Here is an 18,548-nt window from a genome sequence, read left to right as displayed (position 1 = left end):
TCCTTTTATGTTGCCAGTTTTTGTCGATAAGTCGATATATTGAAAAAATCGTTGATATATTTCAAGTTATGAACGATATATTTGAAAAATCGTCGATATAAATTTCATGTACCGTAATATGGTTAAAATCATTATTATAATTTCATGTACCGTATTGAAGATAAAACCTTCAATGCAATTCCATTCGCCAAAACCGAATTCCAACACATTTTTATCCAAGAAAGATGACTTCATCATTTTTACATGCAATAATAGTATCGTTACATACATTGTGAAAGAAGTACAAAGGAGCGTTATTCATGAATTTAGCTAAATTCCCTAGAAAAAAATATACCGAATCATATACACCAATTGAAAAATTAAACAATTTTTCTGAAGCACTTGGTGGGCCGACTATTTATTTTAAACGAGATGATTTACTTGGTTTAACAGCTGGTGGTAATAAGACGAGAAAGTTAGAGTTTCTAGTTGCGGATGCGCAGGTAAAGGGTGCAGATACGTTAATTACAGCTGGCGGCATTCAATCAAATCATTGCCGCCTAACACTTGCAGCTGCGGTAAAAGAAAAAATGAAATGTATTCTTGTATTAGAAGAAGGGCTTGAGCCAGAAGAGAAGCCAGATTTTAACGGAAACTATTTCTTATATCATTTACTAGGTGCTGAAAATGTCATTGTTGTACGAAACGGAGCAGATCTTATGGAAGAGATGCATAAAGTCGCGAAAGAAGTTAGTGAAAAAGGTAGTACACCATATGTAATTCCGGTTGGTGGATCAAATCCTACTGGCGCAATGGGGTACGTTGCTTGTGCGCAAGAAATTATGGCGCAATCATTTGACCAAGGAATTGATTTCAGTTCAGTCGTTTGCGTAAGTGGTAGCGGCGGTATGCACGCTGGTTTAATTACTGGTTTTGCTGGAACACAAAGTAACATTCCAGTAATCGGCATTAACGTAAGTAGAGGAAAAGCAGAGCAAGAAGAGAAAGTAGCAAAACTTGTAGATGAAACGTCAGCTCACGTTGGTATTCCAAACTTTATCCCGCGCGAAGCTGTTACATGCTTTGATGAATATGTAGGACCAGGTTATGCGTTACCAACGCCGGAAATGGTGGAAGCAGTGCAATTACTTGCGAAAACAGAAGGTATTTTACTGGATCCAGTGTATACAGGTAAAGCAGTAGCGGGGCTAATCGACTTAATTAGAAAAGGTACATTTAAAAAAGAAGACAACATTTTATTCGTACATTCAGGTGGTTCACCAGCTTTATATGCGAATACGTCTTTATTTGTGTAAGTGTAAAAAGCATTGGGTATCCAATGCTTTTTTGTTATATAATGGAATTGTTAGAAGGTGAGAGGAGGGCGTATATGAGTTCAAGTTTAAAATGGATTATATACACGGTACTCAGCATTTCTATTTTACTAATTTTATTTGTAGCTTATGGGATTTATTTATACTTCACTTAAGTGAAATGGTAACCAAACCAAAGGAAGAATAAAATAATTGCTGTATTAAATAAAGTAAAACATAACCCGATAATGGCTAAAATTTTTTTCTCAGCTCAGCTACAAAAAGAGATGACCGCTAATAGGATCGCTATGACAGCGGAAGCTAATATGAAGTAGGCGAAAGGCACGATATATTCTACTCCAACTCGGTCTAAAATAGATGTGAAGAGAAAGAGATTAATAGTAACGAATATACTTACAAGAAGGAACGTATAACTTTTCCAAGTGTATGTTTGTAACTGAATGGAACGATACTCCTTGCTCTTTATTATTTATATTTTTAAGTTTAAATTAATTACCTTTATTTTATAAATTAAAATATTTCGTATTGAAAAGAGGTTATTAATATGAAAGTTAGAAATTGGCCTCTAGTTATGATTAGTATCTATATATTCATAATAACCGGCTGTTCAATTGGACTAGAAAATGAAGAGCAAAGAATCGAAGTGCACAAAAATATTGGTGATAATGAATATGAAGATTTTAAGGTAGTGACAGATAATAATGAAGTAATGCAAGTAAAGAAAATATTAAAGGATACTACTTTTGAAAATAAAAAAGTGGAAATGTCTCGTCCAGCTGATTATCATTTTGTTTTTCAATTTAAAAATTCGAAAATAGAGGCGAAAGCTGTGTTGTATCAAATTTGGATAAGCCCTAATAAGGATAAAGTGGAAATCATCTCGGGTGGTAATCGGTACGCTCAATTAGAAGAAAAAAATGCAGCTACTTTGTTTCGGATTGTTACAGGGGAAAAGTTAGCTGAGTAAACTATATTGGGTTATAGGAATTCAGTTTATATTTTTCATTTTGAGAGATAATTAGTTTTCAACAATAATAGCTATCTTTTTATGTTGGAATAAACATTGAGAATCGGATAAAATGGAAATTAGAAATTGGATTCATGCTCCTTAAGGTGTGCTTTAATCTGCCAACGGATAATAAAACTAGGAAATATATTGTTTTTATAAAGATCTGATGTTATGTTTAATTTTCTTAATATAATATTTCCTTTATATAGGAGTGGCTATTTGAAGAAATTAATAGTATTAGTTTTATTGGCTACATGCTGTCTCGCTATTGCAGGATGTTCTAATAATAGGGTTACAACAAAGGATGAGTCTAAAAATTCAGCACCTGTAAAGATTAAACGTATCAATAAAGCGTGGTATAAACATATATAATAGTTTTCAAGAAACTTGAAATTGTTGATGAGAAAGATATCATAAGGTGAAATTAGTTAGGCCGATAGTAGAGGTTGTGAAACCTGGTGACAAGCAGGAAGCATGGTTTGCATTTAAATTAATAAAACATGCGGCATTAAAATATTCACAAAAAAGAGTCTACATGTAGGTCATTTTTTGTGGATATTTTTCATAAATAAGAGATATTCTATGCTGCCTGTCTTTAACTTGGACCTTCTAAAAATTACTTTACTAGGTTAAAATGTTTATAGAGTATCCTCCTTCAAAATGCGATGGGTCCCATAATAACTCAATTGATGTGGTCCTTTTTCGCGTTATTTACCATCTTTATATATCTTTCTATTAAAAAATCTAACTTTAATAGATAAAATCTGGTTAAAACAATGAAATTTCAGGAAAAATAAGGTACACTAATCAATGGTTTTGGTTTAAAATCAATTGACGTTAATGTATACGGGGGAAAGATTGATGAACAACAATACAGTAAATGAATCTGTTGAAGAAGTTGAGAAAAAACGGGTAAGATCAAAAAAACGTTTTACAAATTGGAAGCTTATCGCAGCAGGTGGCGGAGTACTTGCACTTCTCATTGGGGGAATGAGCTATTATCAGGCAACTCACTTCAATTCTAATGTTACGATTAATGATACAAAAGTCGGTGGTTTGAGCGCTGATCAGGCAATACAGAAATTAAAAACATCTGGATTAGCAAACAAAGTTTATATTGATCAACAACAAATTTTAGATGAAAAAGAGACAAAGACGGAACTGACGGAAAAAGATTTGCCGCAAGTTAAGAAACTATTAAAAAGCCAGTGGACATTTTTCCCTTCTTCAAAGGAAAAAGAGTATTCATTGTTATCGAAAGAAGCGGATCAGTATCGGAGTGAAACGATGAAAAAACTTGTAGAAGAAAAGCTTGTTTCCATGAATGAAAAATTAAAAGCACCTCAAGATGCTATGGCGAAGCTTGAACAAGGAAAAGTTGTAATTTCGAAGAGTGTTGATGGAAAACAGTATGACGTTGCGAGTTTACTAAAAGATTACGATAAGCAGAAGCATAAAAGTGAAATTCATCTAAAGTCTGCATACATACAGCCTATTAAAGAAGACGATCCGATTATTAAAAAAGAAGAGAAAGCATTACAAAATCTTCTTACGCAGTCTGTTGATTATAAAGTGCAGGATGAAGTGTATTCATTAAAAGCGAAAGATTTAATTCAAAACGCGTCTATGTCAAAAGATATGAAGGTGACAATCGATGCGAGCGAAATTAAGAATAAGGTTGCTGAAATTAATAAGGCTAAATCTACATTACATAAAGACTTCGCTTTTAAAACGCATTCTGGTTCGGTCATATCAGTAAAAGGTCAAGGATACGGCTGGGCACTAGATGTTGAAAAAGAGACAAAACAAGTTCAACAAGCCTTTGAGAAAGGCGAAAAATCACTTTCTGCTTCTAATATTCACGGAAATGGTTGGGAGAAGGAAGGGATCGGTTATAAAACAACATCGAATAATGGCATCGGAGACACATATGCAGAAGTTTCAATTGCAGATCAACAAATTTGGATTTACAAAGAGGGTAAATTAGTCCTTACAACAAATGTAGTAACGGGTAAACATAGCACAGGTGAAGATACATCACCAGGTGTGTGGTACGTTTTATACAAACGAACACCATATACGCTAAGAGGTAGCGCAGTAGGGAAAGCTGATTATGCAGTGAAAGTAGATTACTGGGTTCCATTCACAAATAGCGGTCAAGGATTCCACGATGCCGGCTGGCGAAAAGACTGGGGAAGTAATGCTTATTTAACAGGAGGATCAGGTGGTTGTGTGAATCTTCTTCCTAACGTTGCAAAAACTGTGTATGATAGCTTGAACACGTATGATCCAGTTATTGTGTACTAGAAAATAGGTACGTATTAAGAACTTAAACGAATAAATAAAGCATCTGATGGTACATGGAAAAAACACCTCTTGCATTTGCATACTAAGTGTGCAAATGCAATGGAGGTGTTTTTATTTGAAGACAAGAGTTCATTGTTTATAAGAAACAAAGTGGGAAGAGATTGAGATGGAAAAATAGATATATATAATCAACAAAATTGACATTGAATATCATTTTCACTTAATATAGAATCGTTGCATTTAATTAGACATGACTTTTTATTAATATAGTAGATTTCTAATAAGGTGTCCCATTTAAGAATTAAAACGTAGGAAAGGGAATATAAAAATGAACTGGAAAAAAGGCGGATTATGGGTTATTATTTTTTTCGTTGTAAAAGGAACGATTTCTACACTTTTAATCGTTACAGGTGCTAAATATTTTGATTTATCATTCATGCAATTGTTCGTATTGATACTAATCTTATTAGTGATTTCTCTAATAAGTCGAAAGTTGCTGTATAGACATAAACAAAACAAAAAGCAAAAAGAGCTAAATATATAAGGAAGCCCCAGAGATCTTTGGATTTCTGGGGCTGTATTGTTAACAGCTTGTTTTACTCAAGCTGTTAACAATACAGAGGTACAACAACTGAAAGTGAAAAATGATACATTGCAAAAAGAAGTTGTTACCTTAGCTCCTTTTTTGCGAAACCAGTCTTAACTGCTCGTACATAATCATTCCAAGCGTGAACAGATATATCAGCATCTGGATGCATCATTTCGAACCCATGATAGGCCCCAGGATATAAATGGAACTCGACATCAACACCAGCTTCTGCAAGTTTGGTTACATAAGTTAGTGTTTCACTACGGAATGGGTCCAATTGACCAACACATGTGTAAGTGCGTGGTAAATTACGATAATCTTCTGCTCGAGCAGCGGCTGCATAGGCAGGAATATGATCTGTTCCATGTAATTTCCCTAAATACATTTTCCAGCCAGCTTCATTTGATTTTTGATTCCAAACAAATCCTTTTTTAATTTCATTTGCAGAAGGTGTATTATTACGATCGTCAATCATTGGATAAAGTGGCATTTGGAAACAAATAGAAGGGTACTGTCGATCGCGAGCTAATAATGTTAATGCAGCTGTTAGTCCGCCCCCAGCGCTCACTCCTGCAACACCAATTCGATTCGAATCAATGTTTAATGTCTCCGCGTTATCAGCAATCCATTTTAATGCTGCATAACAATCTTCAATTGGAGCTGGATAAGGATGTTCAGGAGCTAAACGGTAATCTACAGAAACGACCATACAGTTAGCCTCTTTTGCAATTTTTACAGCAAGATCATCATTATCATTTATAGATCCCAAGATATATCCGCCACCATGTATCCACAACAGGGCAGGTAAGGATTCATTATTTGATTTTGGACGATAAATTTTTAATCGTAATGGATTCGCATCAGGTCCCTCAATGACCTCATTTGTTACAGAAAGAGTTTCATCAATAATGGTAGGTGGGAAGACTTTTGACGCTTCTTCTCTCATTGTTGGCAAACACTCTGGGCGTAAATCTTGATCTGGATACATTTCTAAGCCTGGTAATAATACTGGGTTTACTCGGTTCTTCATTTGAAAAAACTCCTTTTTTAATTTTTTATGAAAGATAAAAGATGAAATATTATTTTAACTAATTTAATTGTGACGAAATTACCACAATTAAATTGAAGCTATAAACTAGCTATGTGTAGCAATTTATCATAAGTATTAATCGAAATCGATAAACAAAAATGTGTATATGTATCAAAATGAGACATATATATCAAAATGGTTCATTTCTTAATAAATTTTTAAATGTGTAAATGATGTGCATTTAAAAATTAGCATTCAGGAAGTATCCACTTTCTTAACTTTTCACATATACTTTGAGCGTTATTTTCTCTTTCCGAAGGGATGAACTATCTTGAAATGGATTGATGAGGGGGTATTATAAAAAAAAGCATGTCTCTTCTTGCAATATAAAGAAGAGACATGCTTTTTCTTTTATTTTGGATACTTTAATACCTAGAAAAAATAAAACAGAATTTAATGTAATGAAGCAAAAGAATGTAGAATGTGATTAAAATTTAGGGTTTTAAAGAGTTTAATGCTAATTTCATATAAGTATCCATCCTCTGTTCTAAAGAGTATGTTCCTTCTAAAATACACCAATCTAATATAAGCCCTCTAGCAAATGTAAAAAGATACGTTGTTATTTCTTCTACACTCATATCATTTGTTAATTCTTTTTCAAGTTGTCCTTTATAAACAAAACCATTTAGAGCTTTGTAAATTAATGAAGGCTCATATATGAATGCTCTTTTGTTTAAATCATTAAGAAGATTTATATGTAACTCCAATTTAGTCGTATATTCAGCTATGCAGTGGAAGAAGTTTAAAATAGTTGTTTGCACTGTTTTATTTTGATCTATATTTTTTAATTCAGCATGTAGGTTTTCATCAATTTGTTGAAATATTTTTTTATAAATATCCTCTTTGGAAGAAAAATAATGATAAAAAGTTCCTACTGAAACATTTGCTTTTTTACAAATATCTTCAATTGTTATATTCTCAATTTTTTTTTCTTTCGTTAAATTTAAAAACACATGAAATATATTGCTCTGTGTTAGTAGTGCTTGTTGTTTTCTTTTGGTCAAATTTTTTTTACACAAAGTTTATTCCTCCTTGATTATATATTAACTGATATCTTAGAAATGAAAAAGTGGTTTGAAAATATAGTTGATTGCTATATAACCTTCATTACACAGAATGTTATTTGGTGAATTGTATTCTGTGTAATGAAGATGGTTTTTTGAGGGGAGATGTTATATATGAAAACCACTTATGAATCAATCGTTATGATTCCTACGAATAAGCGAATAGAAAAAAAGGACTTAGAAAATCCATTTGAACCATTTGTATGGTATAAAGAAATGCGGGAAAAAGAGCCTATCTGTTTTAATCATCAGGCTGATATGTGGAATGTTTTTTTGTATGATGATGTAAAAATAGCTTTAGAGGATAAAGAGCATTTTTCTAATATTATGTCCGAGAAGAAAAAAACTCATTTTCAAAAAGTGTTATTGGGATAAAGCCACCGAAATATAAGCGAGTTCGGTCTATTGTAAATCGGTCTTTTACTCCTAAAGCATTAGAGGTATGGGAGCCGAGAATCCAGAAAATCACAGAAGGTATACTTAATCCATTATCCAATCGTAAAACTTTTGATATTATACAGGAATTATTTTATCCTTTACCAATTATAGTAATTGCTGAAATGTTAGGTGTTTCTATTAATGATATGGACAGATTCAAGGAATGGTCTGACATTATAATAAGTTCACCCAGTCACAATAATCCGGATTATTTAACAGAATTTTTTCAGAGACGTTTACAAGCAGAAAATGAATTAGAGGGACTTTTTGAAGAAATGTTAAAAATCAAGCGAGAAAAGTCAAAAGATAATTCGGATGATATTATCTCTTTATTAGTTCAAAGTGAAGCAGACAATAAAATTTCAGGTGAGGAAATAGTATCATTTTACAAACTACTATTAGTAGCAGGAAATGAAACTACAACTAACTTGCTTGGTAATTTATTATATTGTTTAATAGAATATCCAGATGTTTATAAGCAAATACAACAGGATATATCTCTTATTCCAAAAGTAATTGAGGAAGTATTACGTTATCGTTCACCAGCTCAAAGAATTGTACGGAGAGTAAAAAAAGGAATGCAATTAAATGGCCAAACTTTAAAAGTAGGCCAAACAGTCGCAGCTTGGATTGGATCAGCTAATCGTGACTCTCATTATTTCAATGATGCTGATAGTTTCAACATACATCGTCCACGAAATCCTCATCTTGGGTTTGGTTATGGAATCAACTTTTGCTTAGGTGCTAGACTAGCTAGGTTAGAAGCTACAATTGTATTGACGGAAATAATAAAAAAATATAAATCATTTTCGTTTATTGACCAAAATCTGCCCATTCCTATCTCAAATAGTAGTTCTGTATATGGATTGAAATCTTTCCCAGTGAAAAGTGAAATTATTCATATAAAATAAATGTTTTGGCCCTAGTGCAGGTACACTAGGGCCGATTCTCTATATAAATAAGATTCATCATGCTGAGTTTTTAAAGTAGCGTCTCTTTTTACATGTAATTTGTTTGTTCTTCTCCTTTTCAAAGGGAATGGATCAATGTGGAATTTAAATGTATAAAATGAAGTGGAAATTCGTAGAGCTTGTTGTTTTCTTTGTGGCGGATTTTTTATACAACATGTATCCCCCTTTAATGGGCAGTAAGACCCCCACCTCAAAATTTAGCGAAAGCAAAGAAGTTAGGTGGGGGATCAACTGCCCATAAAAGCCCGATTGGTGAAGGCTGATTATATATGAATTGATATCTTAAAAACAGAAAATTAGTTTGAATATTTTGTTTTTTGGTGTATAATCCTCAATACGTCGAATGTTATTCGGTGAATTTCATTCGGTGTGAAAATATTTTTAGAGGGGAGATTGTTATATATGAAAACACCTTACCAATCAATTGATATGATTCCTACAAGTAAGCTGATAGGAAAAAAGGCATTAGAAGATCCTTATAAACCATTTGCATGGTATAAAGAGATGCGGGAAAAAGAGCCCATTTGTTTTAACCATCAGGCTGATATGTGGAATGTTTTTTTGTACGAAGATGTAAAAACTGTTTTAGAGGATAAAGAGCATTTCTCTAATATTATGCCCGAGAAGAAAAAGTCTCCATTTCCACAAAGTATTCTTGGGATGGATCCGCCAAAACATACGCAAATTCGCTCTATTGTAAATCGGTCTTTCACTCCTAAATCATTAAGAGAATGGGAGCCGAGAATCCAGCAAATTACAAACGATATACTTAATCAATTATCCAATCGTAAAACTTTTGATATTGTAAGGGAGTTATTTTATCCGTTACCAGTTATAGTAATTGCTGAAATGTTAGGGGTTTCTGCTAAGGATATGGAAAGGTTTAAGAAATGGTCTGATATTATCGTAAGTTCACCGAGTCATGATGATCCGGATTATTTGGCAGAATTTTTTCATACACGTTTACAAGCAGAAAATGAATTAGGAGATTTTTTTGAAGAAATCATACAACTCAATCGAGAAAAATCCCAAAAAGATGCAAACGACATTATTTCTTTATTAGTTCAAAGTGAAGCGGAAAAAAGCATTTCAGGTAAAGAATTAGTATCGTTTTGTAAACTACTATTAGTAGCGGGAAATGAAACAACGACCAATTTACTTGGAAACGCATTATATTGTTTTATAGAATATCCAAATGTTTATGAGCAATTACAACAGGATATATCTCTTATTCCAAAAGCAATTGAAGAAGTATTGCGGTATCGTTCACCAGTTCAAAGAATTACACGAAGAGTAAAAAAAGAGATTCAATTAAAGTACCAAACTTTACAAGTAGATCAAATCATCTCAGCTTGGGTAGGATCAGCTAATCGTGACTCGCATCAATTCACAGATGGTGATAGTTTCAACATCTATCGTGGGCGAAACCCTCATCTAACATTTGGGCATGGTATCCATTTTTGCTTAGGCGCGCCTCTAGCTAGATTAGAAGCTAAAATTGTATTGACAGAATTAATAAAAAGATATAAATCATTTTCGTTTATTGACGAGAATCTTCCCACTCCTATCTCGAATAGTAGTACTATATATGGATTAAGTTCTTTCCCTGTGAAAAGTGAACTACTCCATATAAAATAAGCATTTTGGCTCTGGCTTAAGTGCCAGGGCCAATTTTATTCATAAATTAGAGCTATCGAGCTAAAGTTAAAAATTATTTTATAAAAAGTATTATATTTAGGAAAAAGAATTCCATATTATTATGGATTTAGGCATACTAAAAGAAAAAAGACTATGCGGTCTAAACTATTATAATTTTAAGCATTACTTGGGAGCTAAATATAGGAGGATACTTGAATTGAGCAATTTTACACGTTTACGCACGCAAAACATAATAAAAGATGCGTTCATGGAGTTATTAAAAGAAAAAACATTTTCATCCATCACAATTAATCATATTTGTGAAAAAGCAATGATTCATAGAAGCACATTTTACCGGCATTACGAAGATAAATATGAGCTATTTAGTGATGCTTCAAATTCCATCGCAATTAGCCTCTTTGAACAAACAAAGCAAGGTATGGATTTAGAACGTACATTATTTGAAGAAATAATTGAATACATCGATGTTAATCGTACATTGTTTTTTAATATTACCAGTAAAAATAATAGCCTTGAGTTATACGAAAAATTGATCCAGTATGGTTCGAAAGATTTATATGAAACCTCAATGAAATATAATGACCCACTTTCCAAACGAATCCAAAACTCTGAATATCCAATGGTACTATGCGATTTCTACTGTAGTGGTTTTTTTGAGATTATAAAGAAATGGATAGGGAATGAATATCCATTTTCAAAAGAAGAATTAATTAGGATTTCTAAAAATTTCTAAATAAATGAACCAATTCAAAATATATGTCTCACTTTGAGACATATATTATTTTTTGCTCATCGAATTCCTCCAAAACCTATGATAGATTAATGAACATAGCAAAAGAGAGCTGCTTTCATATTAAAAAAAATGAATTACAATCTCATGCTCAATGAAAAAATATACAACAGTTGAATTGTTTAAAGGAGGATTTTTGATGAAAGCTGCAGTGTGGTATGGTGAAAGAGATATTCGTATTGAGGAAAGAGAAACGAAAGAATTACAACCCAATGACGTAAAAGTTAAAGTGGCATGGGCTGGTATTTGTGGTTCTGATTTGCATGCATACTTGCATCCAGGTTCAGTACCAATAAATATGAATACGGTAATGGGACATGAATTTTCTGGTGAAATTGCAGAGGTTGGTTCTCATGTAACAAAATTTAAAAAAGGTGACAGAGTATGTATCTATCCAATGATGCTTAAAGATCCTTCAAATGCTGAAATTGAACGTTTCATCACTTTAGACGCAGTTGGTGCACAAATCGACGGAGGGTTTGCTGAATATGTGATACTTCCACAAAAAACGATTTTTAAAATTCCAGATCATTTACCGCTAGAATTAGCAGCCATGGTTGAACCAGCAGCTGTATCTTTCCAATCCATTAAGGATTCAAATGTAAGAGAAGGGGATACTGTCGTTGTCTATGGAGCGGGTCCTATTGGGCTATTTGCTGTTTTAGGTGCAAAAGCTGCAGGTGCTTCTAATATTATTGTTATCGATCTATTTGATAGTCGACTTGATAAAGCAACTGAAATGGGTGCAACACATGTCTTTAATGCTAAAGAAGTAAATCCTGTTGAAGAAATTCGGAAATTATTCCCAGGTGGAGCAGATGTTGCAATTGAAGCTGCAGGTGTCGAGTCAACATTTAATCAAGCTATTCAATCAACTAAAGTTCGTGGCACAATGATGGTTATCAGCTTCCACACGCAAGATATCCAATTTAATGTTCCTGCTTCACTAATCTTTAGTGGTGCAAAATTAATGGGGTCTGTAGGATACAGCAATGAAACTTACAATGAGGTTATTGAATTATTTGCTAATGGAAGATTACCCGCGCAATCAATTATTACAAGTAAAATTGATATAGATAATATTGCTGAACAAGGCTTTGAAGCGTTAATTCATGATAAATCTCAAGCGAAAATTTTAGTTAAATTAAGTGGCGCACATTAATCTTATTGAAGATAAATGAATTTGCGGAGATGAAAAATTTGTAAAGTGGTTAAGAATATTATAATTGGGGGAATATGGGTATGAATATTGGGATTATTGGCGCTGGTTTTATCGGGTCAACTTTGGCGAAACAGCTTGTCGCTTTGGGTCATCAGGTTAACATCTCAAATTCACGTGGACCAGACACTTTGGCAGAGGTCGCAACTCTTACTGGAGCGAGTCCGGTGACTAATGAAGAAGCGGTGCTTGGAGCCGATCTTATTATTCTGGCGATCCCTTTCGGCAAAATTGCGTCACTTCCTCGTGGATTGTTCGATCTTCGACAAGCAAAAGCCTTTATCATCGATACCAACAATTATACTATACATCGGGATGGCAGAATTGAACAACTCCTTGATGGCAGCATAAAAACGGAAAGCCGTTGGGTAGAGCAGCAAATCGGTGCCCCAGTCGTCAGAGCGTTCAGCAACATCGTAGCTCAGCGTATTATTGATCTGGCGAAACCGGAAGGCGCTGAGGAACGGATTGCATTACCGGTTTTTGCAGATAATCCTGAGGCCAAAGCAATTGTGATGAAGCTTGTCAACTCACTCGGCTTCGACCCTGTCGATGGCGGTTCCATAGACGATTCATGGCGTGTTCAGCTTGGCACGCCTGCGTCTGGAACGCCTGATTTTATCGAGAAGGATTTGAACGCTGTGGCATTGAAGAGGGCACTTTCAGAAGCTACTGTTGAGCAAAATGCAAATTACCGCACCTCGGCTCTTGAACGCCTGCAATCATAACATGGGATTGATATTCCCATGAAAATTCCTCTACCTGCATAGGAGAGCACTGAAAATTCCAATAAAGATGATTAGCGAGTCCATGAACGAATTTCGTTCATGGACTCGCTTTTTTATGTCCGTTCCAGGCTAACGCTTTTTGCGGGTATGGTTTCAATCTATAGCTATTAACTTAAGGAGACTAAAAATATTGTTTTAAAACTATTTTATATAATTCATCCATTTTATACTCTTTCGCGTATAGTAAGTAGTCTTTGTTTTTAACTAATTTATACTAAAAAGACTACGGAAAAAACTTTATTGTTACTTCACAGAAGAAAAGTATCTAAACAAACATGGTAATGGCTTTTTGCATGTTATTTTGGTTTATCTAAAAATTTATTTCATAGTACATGATTTATTTTTATCAATTGTCATGTAAATATGTCCTCTAATGACAAGGTTAAATCCATTCATTTCGTCATCGTAGCTTCGTTATCTTGCGGTTACATTCCAAAATGCGTACAATAGCGTGCCTTCAAGGTTATACTGATGCTGGAGGTGATGCAAAGTGATACGATTGGGAAATGAATTCGAAACAAACTAATTAACAATTAGATTCTTACAAGTGAATTCCATCAGTATACCAATTGGTTTATAAACAAATGCGGAAGTATCTTTCGGAAGATGAGCTTTTCATTAGCTAGAAGATTTTTAAACATCTAGTCTTCATTTTGAAACTAGAATCGATTTTATATTAGGTTTCGAATTTTTATGTGGTACAGATATTAGTTGAAAGATAGGAGTTGCCGGCTCTGACTTATATCGTAAAGTTGATCATTTAAAAAGATGGATTTAACGGGGGGATATTATGAAAGATAGCAAACATTTTAATTTTCACAAGCTTTGGCTAGGACAGTCTATAAGTTTATTAGGTACTCAGTTTACAATAGTAGCTTTGCCGCTTTTTGCATTAGAGGTGTTACAAACAAGTGAAGCAAATGCTGCTATACTTCGTGGGGTTATATTCGTCCCTTATCTAATTTTCGGGTTAGTAGCCGGTGCTTTAATAGACATTTTCCATAGGAAAAATATCTTGCTAATTTGTAGTATATGTCAAGGAATATTGTTTTTATCAGTATTCATACTGACTGTAACAAATATAATAACGTTCCCTTTACTGGTATTTATCATGTTTTTAAATGGAATATTCACCACGTTTTACAACATTGCCATTCCTTCTTTCTTACCGGAAATAGTAACAGATAAAGACAACTTAAAAAAAGCTAATGCTCAACTAGCACTTTCGGAGTCTCTTTCTATAGTAATTGGTCCTATGCTAGCTGGAATCGTCATTACTCTAGTCGGATTAACAGGATCGTTTACTGTTGACGCAGTAACGTATTTTGTTTGTTTTATGTTTGTATTATATATTTCAAAGTTTAAACCGCATACAGAGGGTTCTTTAAAAGACGTAAATATAAAATCCATATACGAAAACATATATGAGGGTTTGATATATTTCAAAAAACACCCTGTATTAGAGCCAATTGTGACATGTGGTGCTGTTTACGGTTTTTTTAAATACATATTAAATAGTATTTTAGTAATATTCCTTTATAAGGTAATGGGTCTATCTGAAATTGAAATAGGGTTTGTTGTAGGTTCAGCAGCGGTCGGATTTTTAATAGGTAATACGGTTCTCATGAAAAAAAGTCAACAAATTAATAATACAAAAATGCTTATTTATAGCGCTACTGTATCAGTTACCGGTTTGGCTTTTATACCAATAATGGGATATACGGGAACAGTTTACGGTATAGTAGCCGCAAGTATCATACATGGTATGGGAGAAGGTGTATTTGGCCCTTACGCTGCAACTATACGACAACTTGCCTCACCAAATCACATGCTGGGCCGAGTAAATGCTGTACAGCGCACGCTTAATTGGGGAGCCTGGGCATTGGGAAGTTTTACTAGTGCATTTTTAATTTCTATATTCGGGCTTCAAACTACGTTATTTATAGGAGGTTTCGGAACAACATTGTGTTTAGTGGCGTTGTTAAGACGAGGCGTATCAAAAGGAACTGACATTGAATATACGAGTTCATTTGAGAGGGGATGATTATGATGTATAAGGTATTAAAAGGAAATGACATAGAAAATAAACCACACATTTTATTTATAGGGGGATGGACAAAACCTATACAAGATGCATTAGATAGTGGATATACTGTTTCGTATATAGGATCTTACGCTAAACACATATATTTTGATGGAGTTATCTTAGAAAAATGTTTCTATAAAAAAGAAATAGACACAACAAACATACCCTTGTCTATATACTATGCTGAAGAATTATTCAAAGAGCGACCTTTTCATGTGGTTGTGTCTTTTAACGAAACAGCATTAGATACGGCTTGCATAATTGCAAAGATTTTTAATGTTAAAGGACCTTCTTACAATGCTAATATGATAACTCGCAATAAAGACATGATGCGTGAAATGCTAGCAGGTAAAGACTTTTCAATAGATTCGATAGTTTGTAATAACACTGAAGACATTAATGAATTTTTGAATAAAAAAGATAGTGTTATAATAAAGCCGCCGATTGGGGCAGGGGGTAAAGGAGTATATAAGCTAGACTCGAGAGATGACGGAGGGGTGTTTATTAAAGAAAATGGTATTCAACTACCTGTTTTAGTGGAAGAGTATATTGAAGGGGATGTAGTTTATACGGTTGAAACCGTTTCTTATAACAAAAAACATTCTATACTTGCTATATCAGCTGAAGTATTTAAAGAAGATACATTTATAATAAACTATACGATTATGCCGGCACCTATAGATGAATCTCAAAAACAATTCATTATGGAGAAAGTAATGTTATTTTTGGATGATATGCAAATGGAAAACGGCATTACTCATACAGAAATAAAGTTAGACAAACAAAATAAGCCAATAATTATAGAGTCTCAAGTTAGAATAGGTGGGGGCAACATCTGGAAGATGGTGGAACTAACAACTGGCATATCTCAATTTGGATACTATTATGATGCGCTAGCTACTGAGACTATAGATGAATTTAGATGTGTACCTTCAAAATGTCAAGCTATGTCTTTAAGCTTGATTCCAAAACCAGGTTGCTTAAAAGAAATCAAGTATAAAGGATTAACTAACATATCCGAGGTCGTATTAATTGATCTAGTAGTAAAAGAGGGCGACACCATACCAACTATTGTAGATAGCACGCAACGCAAAGGGTCTATATTATTTACGGCTAATGATATAAAACATATGTACGAAGTTGCAGAGGAAATATGTAACAACATAACGTTTGTTTATGAGGATTTATCAGAATGGAAACCTTCTTTTAAAAAATATATGTAAAAAGAAATGTGGCAGATGACTGGTCTATATAACAAAGGATAATTTAAATCACATGTGTCTATTAACCAAGAACCGGATAAAAGTGTATTAGCTAGAGCTATGTTTTTTGATGAAAATGACGAATTTATATAACGAATCCTTCAAGGTCAATTACAATGAGCCGGTTTATCCTTAGTGGGACAAAAATCGGCTTTTTTGTATGAAAATGTGCTTAGTGTGGTTTTTGTTCGAAATACTGGAGGAATCCCATTGCTATCATGTAAACAAATATATTCTTCCCTCAAATGAAATTTTAGTTTGATAGTGACGAGCTACTGATTGTGGAAAATCTCCAGGCTTCTATTAGTTGATTAGTTGAAGAATTTGTTCCATAGCTCTTAAGGTATTGTAATATAAATAATCAAATCATCCTTCTGCCATATATTTAAATGGCTCATTCTCTACATCTTATGAATTCCCTGAAAGTACTAAAACTACGCAAAATAAATAACCATCCTATGCAAGAAAGTTGAGGTAGCAAATAGCATATATTTTACTGAAAGGATGTGACTGAATGATGGAACGGCCGAATTGGGGAATTGGAGGATTAGTATTCGTTGGTTGCATGTTTCTTGGCGGAGGAGTGGGATCTATGTTAGGTAATGCCCAAACTGGATGGCTCATAGGAATGGGTGTTGGATTTCTTGGGATGGCTTTAACGAGACTGGTCAGAAAGTAATATAACGGGGATTCTTAATATCGTAAGCACTCTATACATTACAGTTAGAACTTTCTCTTTTGTATTGGCCTTTTCTAAATTTTTTTCATACATAGATAGGATTTTCAAGTCGTAGGATGGCACCTTAGGGTGTATTTTTTATGCTTTCTAAAAATGTCTCACTATATAATAGACTTCGTTAGGTTCTGATAATCTTTTTTGTAATAGAATAGATTCATTACCGTTTCAGACCTTTGTATTCATTCATAACTTAACAGTAAAAGGGGGGATGATGAAAGGTATGGCGTGTAATGATGAATTAATTTGTCAACAGTTTGCAAGAATTATCGGTGGCCAAGAAGGGTTTGCCGGTGGAAAATGTGTAGCAACAATAAATCGGGATGAAATAAGAGCAACAATCTTAGGAAAACGTTTTAGAGTAACAAGTTCCTTCTCATTCGAATCAAGAGATAATAAAACTGGACGGGCATTATGTCTAGGCCGGGTAGCGCTCTTACAAAAAGAAGTCAATGGATTTGTTGCTACTATTATTAAACAAGGAATAATTGTTTCGTCTATACACAATGAGTGGTTATGTGATGATCCAAATTTAATTTACGTTAATATTGAAGACGTTGATGATCCGCTAAGCTTTGCAAGGAAAGTTAGAAGAGCGTTATGTAGTTAACCAATTTTTTTAGTTAAATAAGCAATAGAAAAGGATCTTCAATTGAAAGATCCTTTTCTATTGCTTATAAGTGATAGATTATGTTAATTAAAATATTTGGGATTATTAATGTTTTTTCAATGGTTTTACTAAATAGATGAAGGTTTTCATGAATTAAGTTTACTTGACTAGCAGGCGAGCGTATTTTTTGCACGAATCGATATAATAATCTCCATTTTTATTGTAGTGTCAGTGTCTTAGTAGAAAATAAATATATACGACAAATTTTGACAAAGAAAGGATTGTATTTTTGTTATGCTATGAAAGTTATTAATTTGTAATGTATATATAGAAGGATTTTTAAATGTCAAAGAAATTATTATTATTTGCACTTATGAGTTTATGTGTAATTGCTTTAAGTGCTTGTAAGAGTAATGAAGAAAAATTAAAGGGCGCACCAGATGAGCAAAAAGTGGATGAAGACAAAAAAGTAGTAGAGGAAGAAAAAGGTAAGCAAGAAGAGCAACAAAGAGCAGAAGAAGAGAAACGTAAACAAGAAGAGCAACAAAGAGCAGAAGAAGAAAAACGTAAACAAGAAGAGCAACAAAGAGCAGAAGAAGAAAAACGTAAACAAGAAG

At 33.6% G+C, this 18,548-nt stretch carries 14 protein-coding genes and 3 pseudogenes; 14 read left to right on the top strand and 3 right to left on the bottom strand.

Going from position 1 to position 18,548, the window contains the following annotated elements; genetic code table 11:
• Positions 1-299 precede the first annotated feature (299 nt).
• A complete protein-coding gene (gene cuyA, locus RTP99_RS23585) occupies positions 300-1,295 on the top strand; it encodes a D-cysteate sulfo-lyase (protein WP_001046623.1) in 996 nt (331 codons plus the stop codon).
• A gap of 169 nt (positions 1,296-1,464) precedes the next feature.
• Here cuyA and RTP99_RS23580 read toward each other — a convergent pair.
• A pseudogene (locus RTP99_RS23580) lies at positions 1,465-1,755 on the bottom strand (hypothetical protein).
• Between the two features lie 102 nt (positions 1,756-1,857).
• On the opposite strand from RTP99_RS23580, the gene RTP99_RS23575 reads away from it, so the two are divergent.
• The 3 genes from RTP99_RS23575 to RTP99_RS23565 all read left to right on the top strand — a co-directional run bounded on the left by RTP99_RS23575 (position 1,858) and on the right by RTP99_RS23565 (position 5,173).
• Complete coding sequence (locus RTP99_RS23575; protein WP_000868335.1) at positions 1,858-2,280, top strand: YhfM domain-containing protein; 423 nt, start codon at positions 1,858-1,860, stop codon at positions 2,278-2,280.
• Between the two features lie 903 nt (positions 2,281-3,183).
• Positions 3,184-4,629 (top strand): L,D-transpeptidase family protein, encoded by a 1,446-nt coding sequence (locus tag RTP99_RS23570; protein WP_001064100.1) that lies wholly within the window; start codon positions 3,184-3,186, stop codon positions 4,627-4,629.
• A 328-nt stretch (positions 4,630-4,957) separates the two neighbouring features.
• The gene (locus RTP99_RS23565) at positions 4,958-5,173 is read left to right on the top strand and encodes a hypothetical protein (RefSeq protein ID WP_001104101.1); all 216 of its coding nucleotides are present in this window, start codon (positions 4,958-4,960) and stop codon (positions 5,171-5,173) included.
• Between the two features lie 124 nt (positions 5,174-5,297).
• On the opposite strand, the gene RTP99_RS23560 is transcribed toward RTP99_RS23565, so the two are convergent.
• Together RTP99_RS23560 and RTP99_RS23555 are read right to left on the bottom strand one after the other, a co-directional pair.
• Positions 5,298-6,248: an alpha/beta hydrolase gene (locus RTP99_RS23560; protein WP_000797654.1), complete on the bottom strand. Its 951-nt coding sequence runs from the start codon at positions 6,246-6,248 to the stop codon at positions 5,298-5,300.
• 494 nt (positions 6,249-6,742) lie between these two features.
• Complete coding sequence (locus RTP99_RS23555; protein WP_046647541.1) at positions 6,743-7,327, bottom strand: TetR/AcrR family transcriptional regulator; 585 nt, start codon at positions 7,325-7,327, stop codon at positions 6,743-6,745.
• A gap of 159 nt (positions 7,328-7,486) precedes the next feature.
• Here RTP99_RS23555 and RTP99_RS23550 point away from each other — a divergent pair.
• The 10 genes and pseudogenes from RTP99_RS23550 to RTP99_RS23505 form a co-directional block, all read left to right on the top strand.
• A pseudogene (locus tag RTP99_RS23550) lies at positions 7,487-8,721 on the top strand (cytochrome P450).
• Between the two features lie 462 nt (positions 8,722-9,183).
• Positions 9,184-10,419 carry a cytochrome P450 gene (locus tag RTP99_RS23545; RefSeq protein ID WP_000856901.1) on the top strand — a complete coding sequence of 412 codons (1,236 nt, stop codon included), beginning with the start codon at positions 9,184-9,186 and terminating at the stop codon, positions 10,417-10,419.
• A gap of 217 nt (positions 10,420-10,636) precedes the next feature.
• Positions 10,637-11,173 carry a TetR/AcrR family transcriptional regulator gene (locus RTP99_RS23540; protein ID WP_000064554.1) on the top strand — a complete coding sequence of 179 codons (537 nt, stop codon included), beginning with the start codon at positions 10,637-10,639 and terminating at the stop codon, positions 11,171-11,173.
• Positions 11,174-11,369: 196 nt separating this feature from the next.
• Complete coding sequence (locus tag RTP99_RS23535; protein WP_000642457.1) at positions 11,370-12,392, top strand: 2,3-butanediol dehydrogenase; 1,023 nt, start codon at positions 11,370-11,372, stop codon at positions 12,390-12,392.
• Between the two features lie 80 nt (positions 12,393-12,472).
• On the top strand, positions 12,473-13,177 hold the full coding sequence (locus RTP99_RS23530) for an NADPH-dependent F420 reductase (protein WP_001020515.1): 705 nt from the start codon (positions 12,473-12,475) through the stop codon (positions 13,175-13,177).
• A gap of 850 nt (positions 13,178-14,027) precedes the next feature.
• Complete coding sequence (locus RTP99_RS23525) at positions 14,028-15,281, top strand: MFS transporter (protein WP_000655274.1); 1,254 nt, start codon at positions 14,028-14,030, stop codon at positions 15,279-15,281.
• Positions 15,282-15,286: 5 nt separating this feature from the next.
• The gene (locus tag RTP99_RS23520) at positions 15,287-16,546 is read left to right on the top strand and encodes an ATP-grasp domain-containing protein (RefSeq protein WP_000278853.1); all 1,260 of its coding nucleotides are present in this window, start codon (positions 15,287-15,289) and stop codon (positions 16,544-16,546) included.
• A gap of 553 nt (positions 16,547-17,099) precedes the next feature.
• Positions 17,100-17,264 carry a hypothetical protein gene (locus tag RTP99_RS23515; protein ID WP_000970617.1) on the top strand — a complete coding sequence of 55 codons (165 nt, stop codon included), beginning with the start codon at positions 17,100-17,102 and terminating at the stop codon, positions 17,262-17,264.
• A 280-nt stretch (positions 17,265-17,544) separates the two neighbouring features.
• Complete coding sequence (locus RTP99_RS23510; RefSeq protein ID WP_116733364.1) at positions 17,545-17,931, top strand: DUF1259 domain-containing protein; 387 nt, start codon at positions 17,545-17,547, stop codon at positions 17,929-17,931.
• 343 nt (positions 17,932-18,274) lie between these two features.
• Positions 18,275-18,548: pseudogene (locus RTP99_RS23505) on the top strand (YwbE family protein); the annotation flags it as partial.

Source organism: Bacillus sp. (in: firmicutes), assembly GCF_031983925.1.
Taxonomy (GTDB): Bacteria; Bacillota; Bacilli; order Bacillales; family Bacillaceae_G; genus Bacillus_A; species Bacillus_A pacificus.
This window is presented reverse-complemented; position numbering and strand designations above follow the sequence as displayed.

Excerpts from the sequence above, each read along its gene's own strand:
- cuyA (WP_001046623.1), top strand. The coding sequence starts at position 300 with ATGAATTTAGCTAAATTCCCTAGAAAAAAATATACCGAATCATATACA.
- RTP99_RS23560 (WP_000797654.1), bottom strand. The coding sequence starts at position 6,248 with ATGAAGAACCGAGTAAACCCAGTATTATTACCAGGCTTAGAAATGTAT.
- RTP99_RS23520 (WP_000278853.1), top strand. The coding sequence starts at position 15,287 with ATGTATAAGGTATTAAAAGGAAATGACATAGAAAATAAACCACACATT.
- RTP99_RS23515 (WP_000970617.1), top strand. The coding sequence starts at position 17,100 with ATGATGGAACGGCCGAATTGGGGAATTGGAGGATTAGTATTCGTTGGT.
- RTP99_RS23530 (WP_001020515.1), top strand. The coding sequence starts at position 12,473 with ATGAATATTGGGATTATTGGCGCTGGTTTTATCGGGTCAACTTTGGCG.
- RTP99_RS23535 (WP_000642457.1), top strand. The coding sequence starts at position 11,370 with ATGAAAGCTGCAGTGTGGTATGGTGAAAGAGATATTCGTATTGAGGAA.
- RTP99_RS23525 (WP_000655274.1), top strand. The coding sequence starts at position 14,028 with ATGAAAGATAGCAAACATTTTAATTTTCACAAGCTTTGGCTAGGACAG.
- RTP99_RS23565 (WP_001104101.1), top strand. The coding sequence starts at position 4,958 with ATGAACTGGAAAAAAGGCGGATTATGGGTTATTATTTTTTTCGTTGTA.
- RTP99_RS23575 (WP_000868335.1), top strand. The coding sequence starts at position 1,858 with ATGAAAGTTAGAAATTGGCCTCTAGTTATGATTAGTATCTATATATTC.
- RTP99_RS23510 (WP_116733364.1), top strand. The coding sequence starts at position 17,545 with ATGGCGTGTAATGATGAATTAATTTGTCAACAGTTTGCAAGAATTATC.
- RTP99_RS23570 (WP_001064100.1), top strand. The coding sequence starts at position 3,184 with ATGAACAACAATACAGTAAATGAATCTGTTGAAGAAGTTGAGAAAAAA.
- RTP99_RS23545 (WP_000856901.1), top strand. The coding sequence starts at position 9,184 with ATGAAAACACCTTACCAATCAATTGATATGATTCCTACAAGTAAGCTG.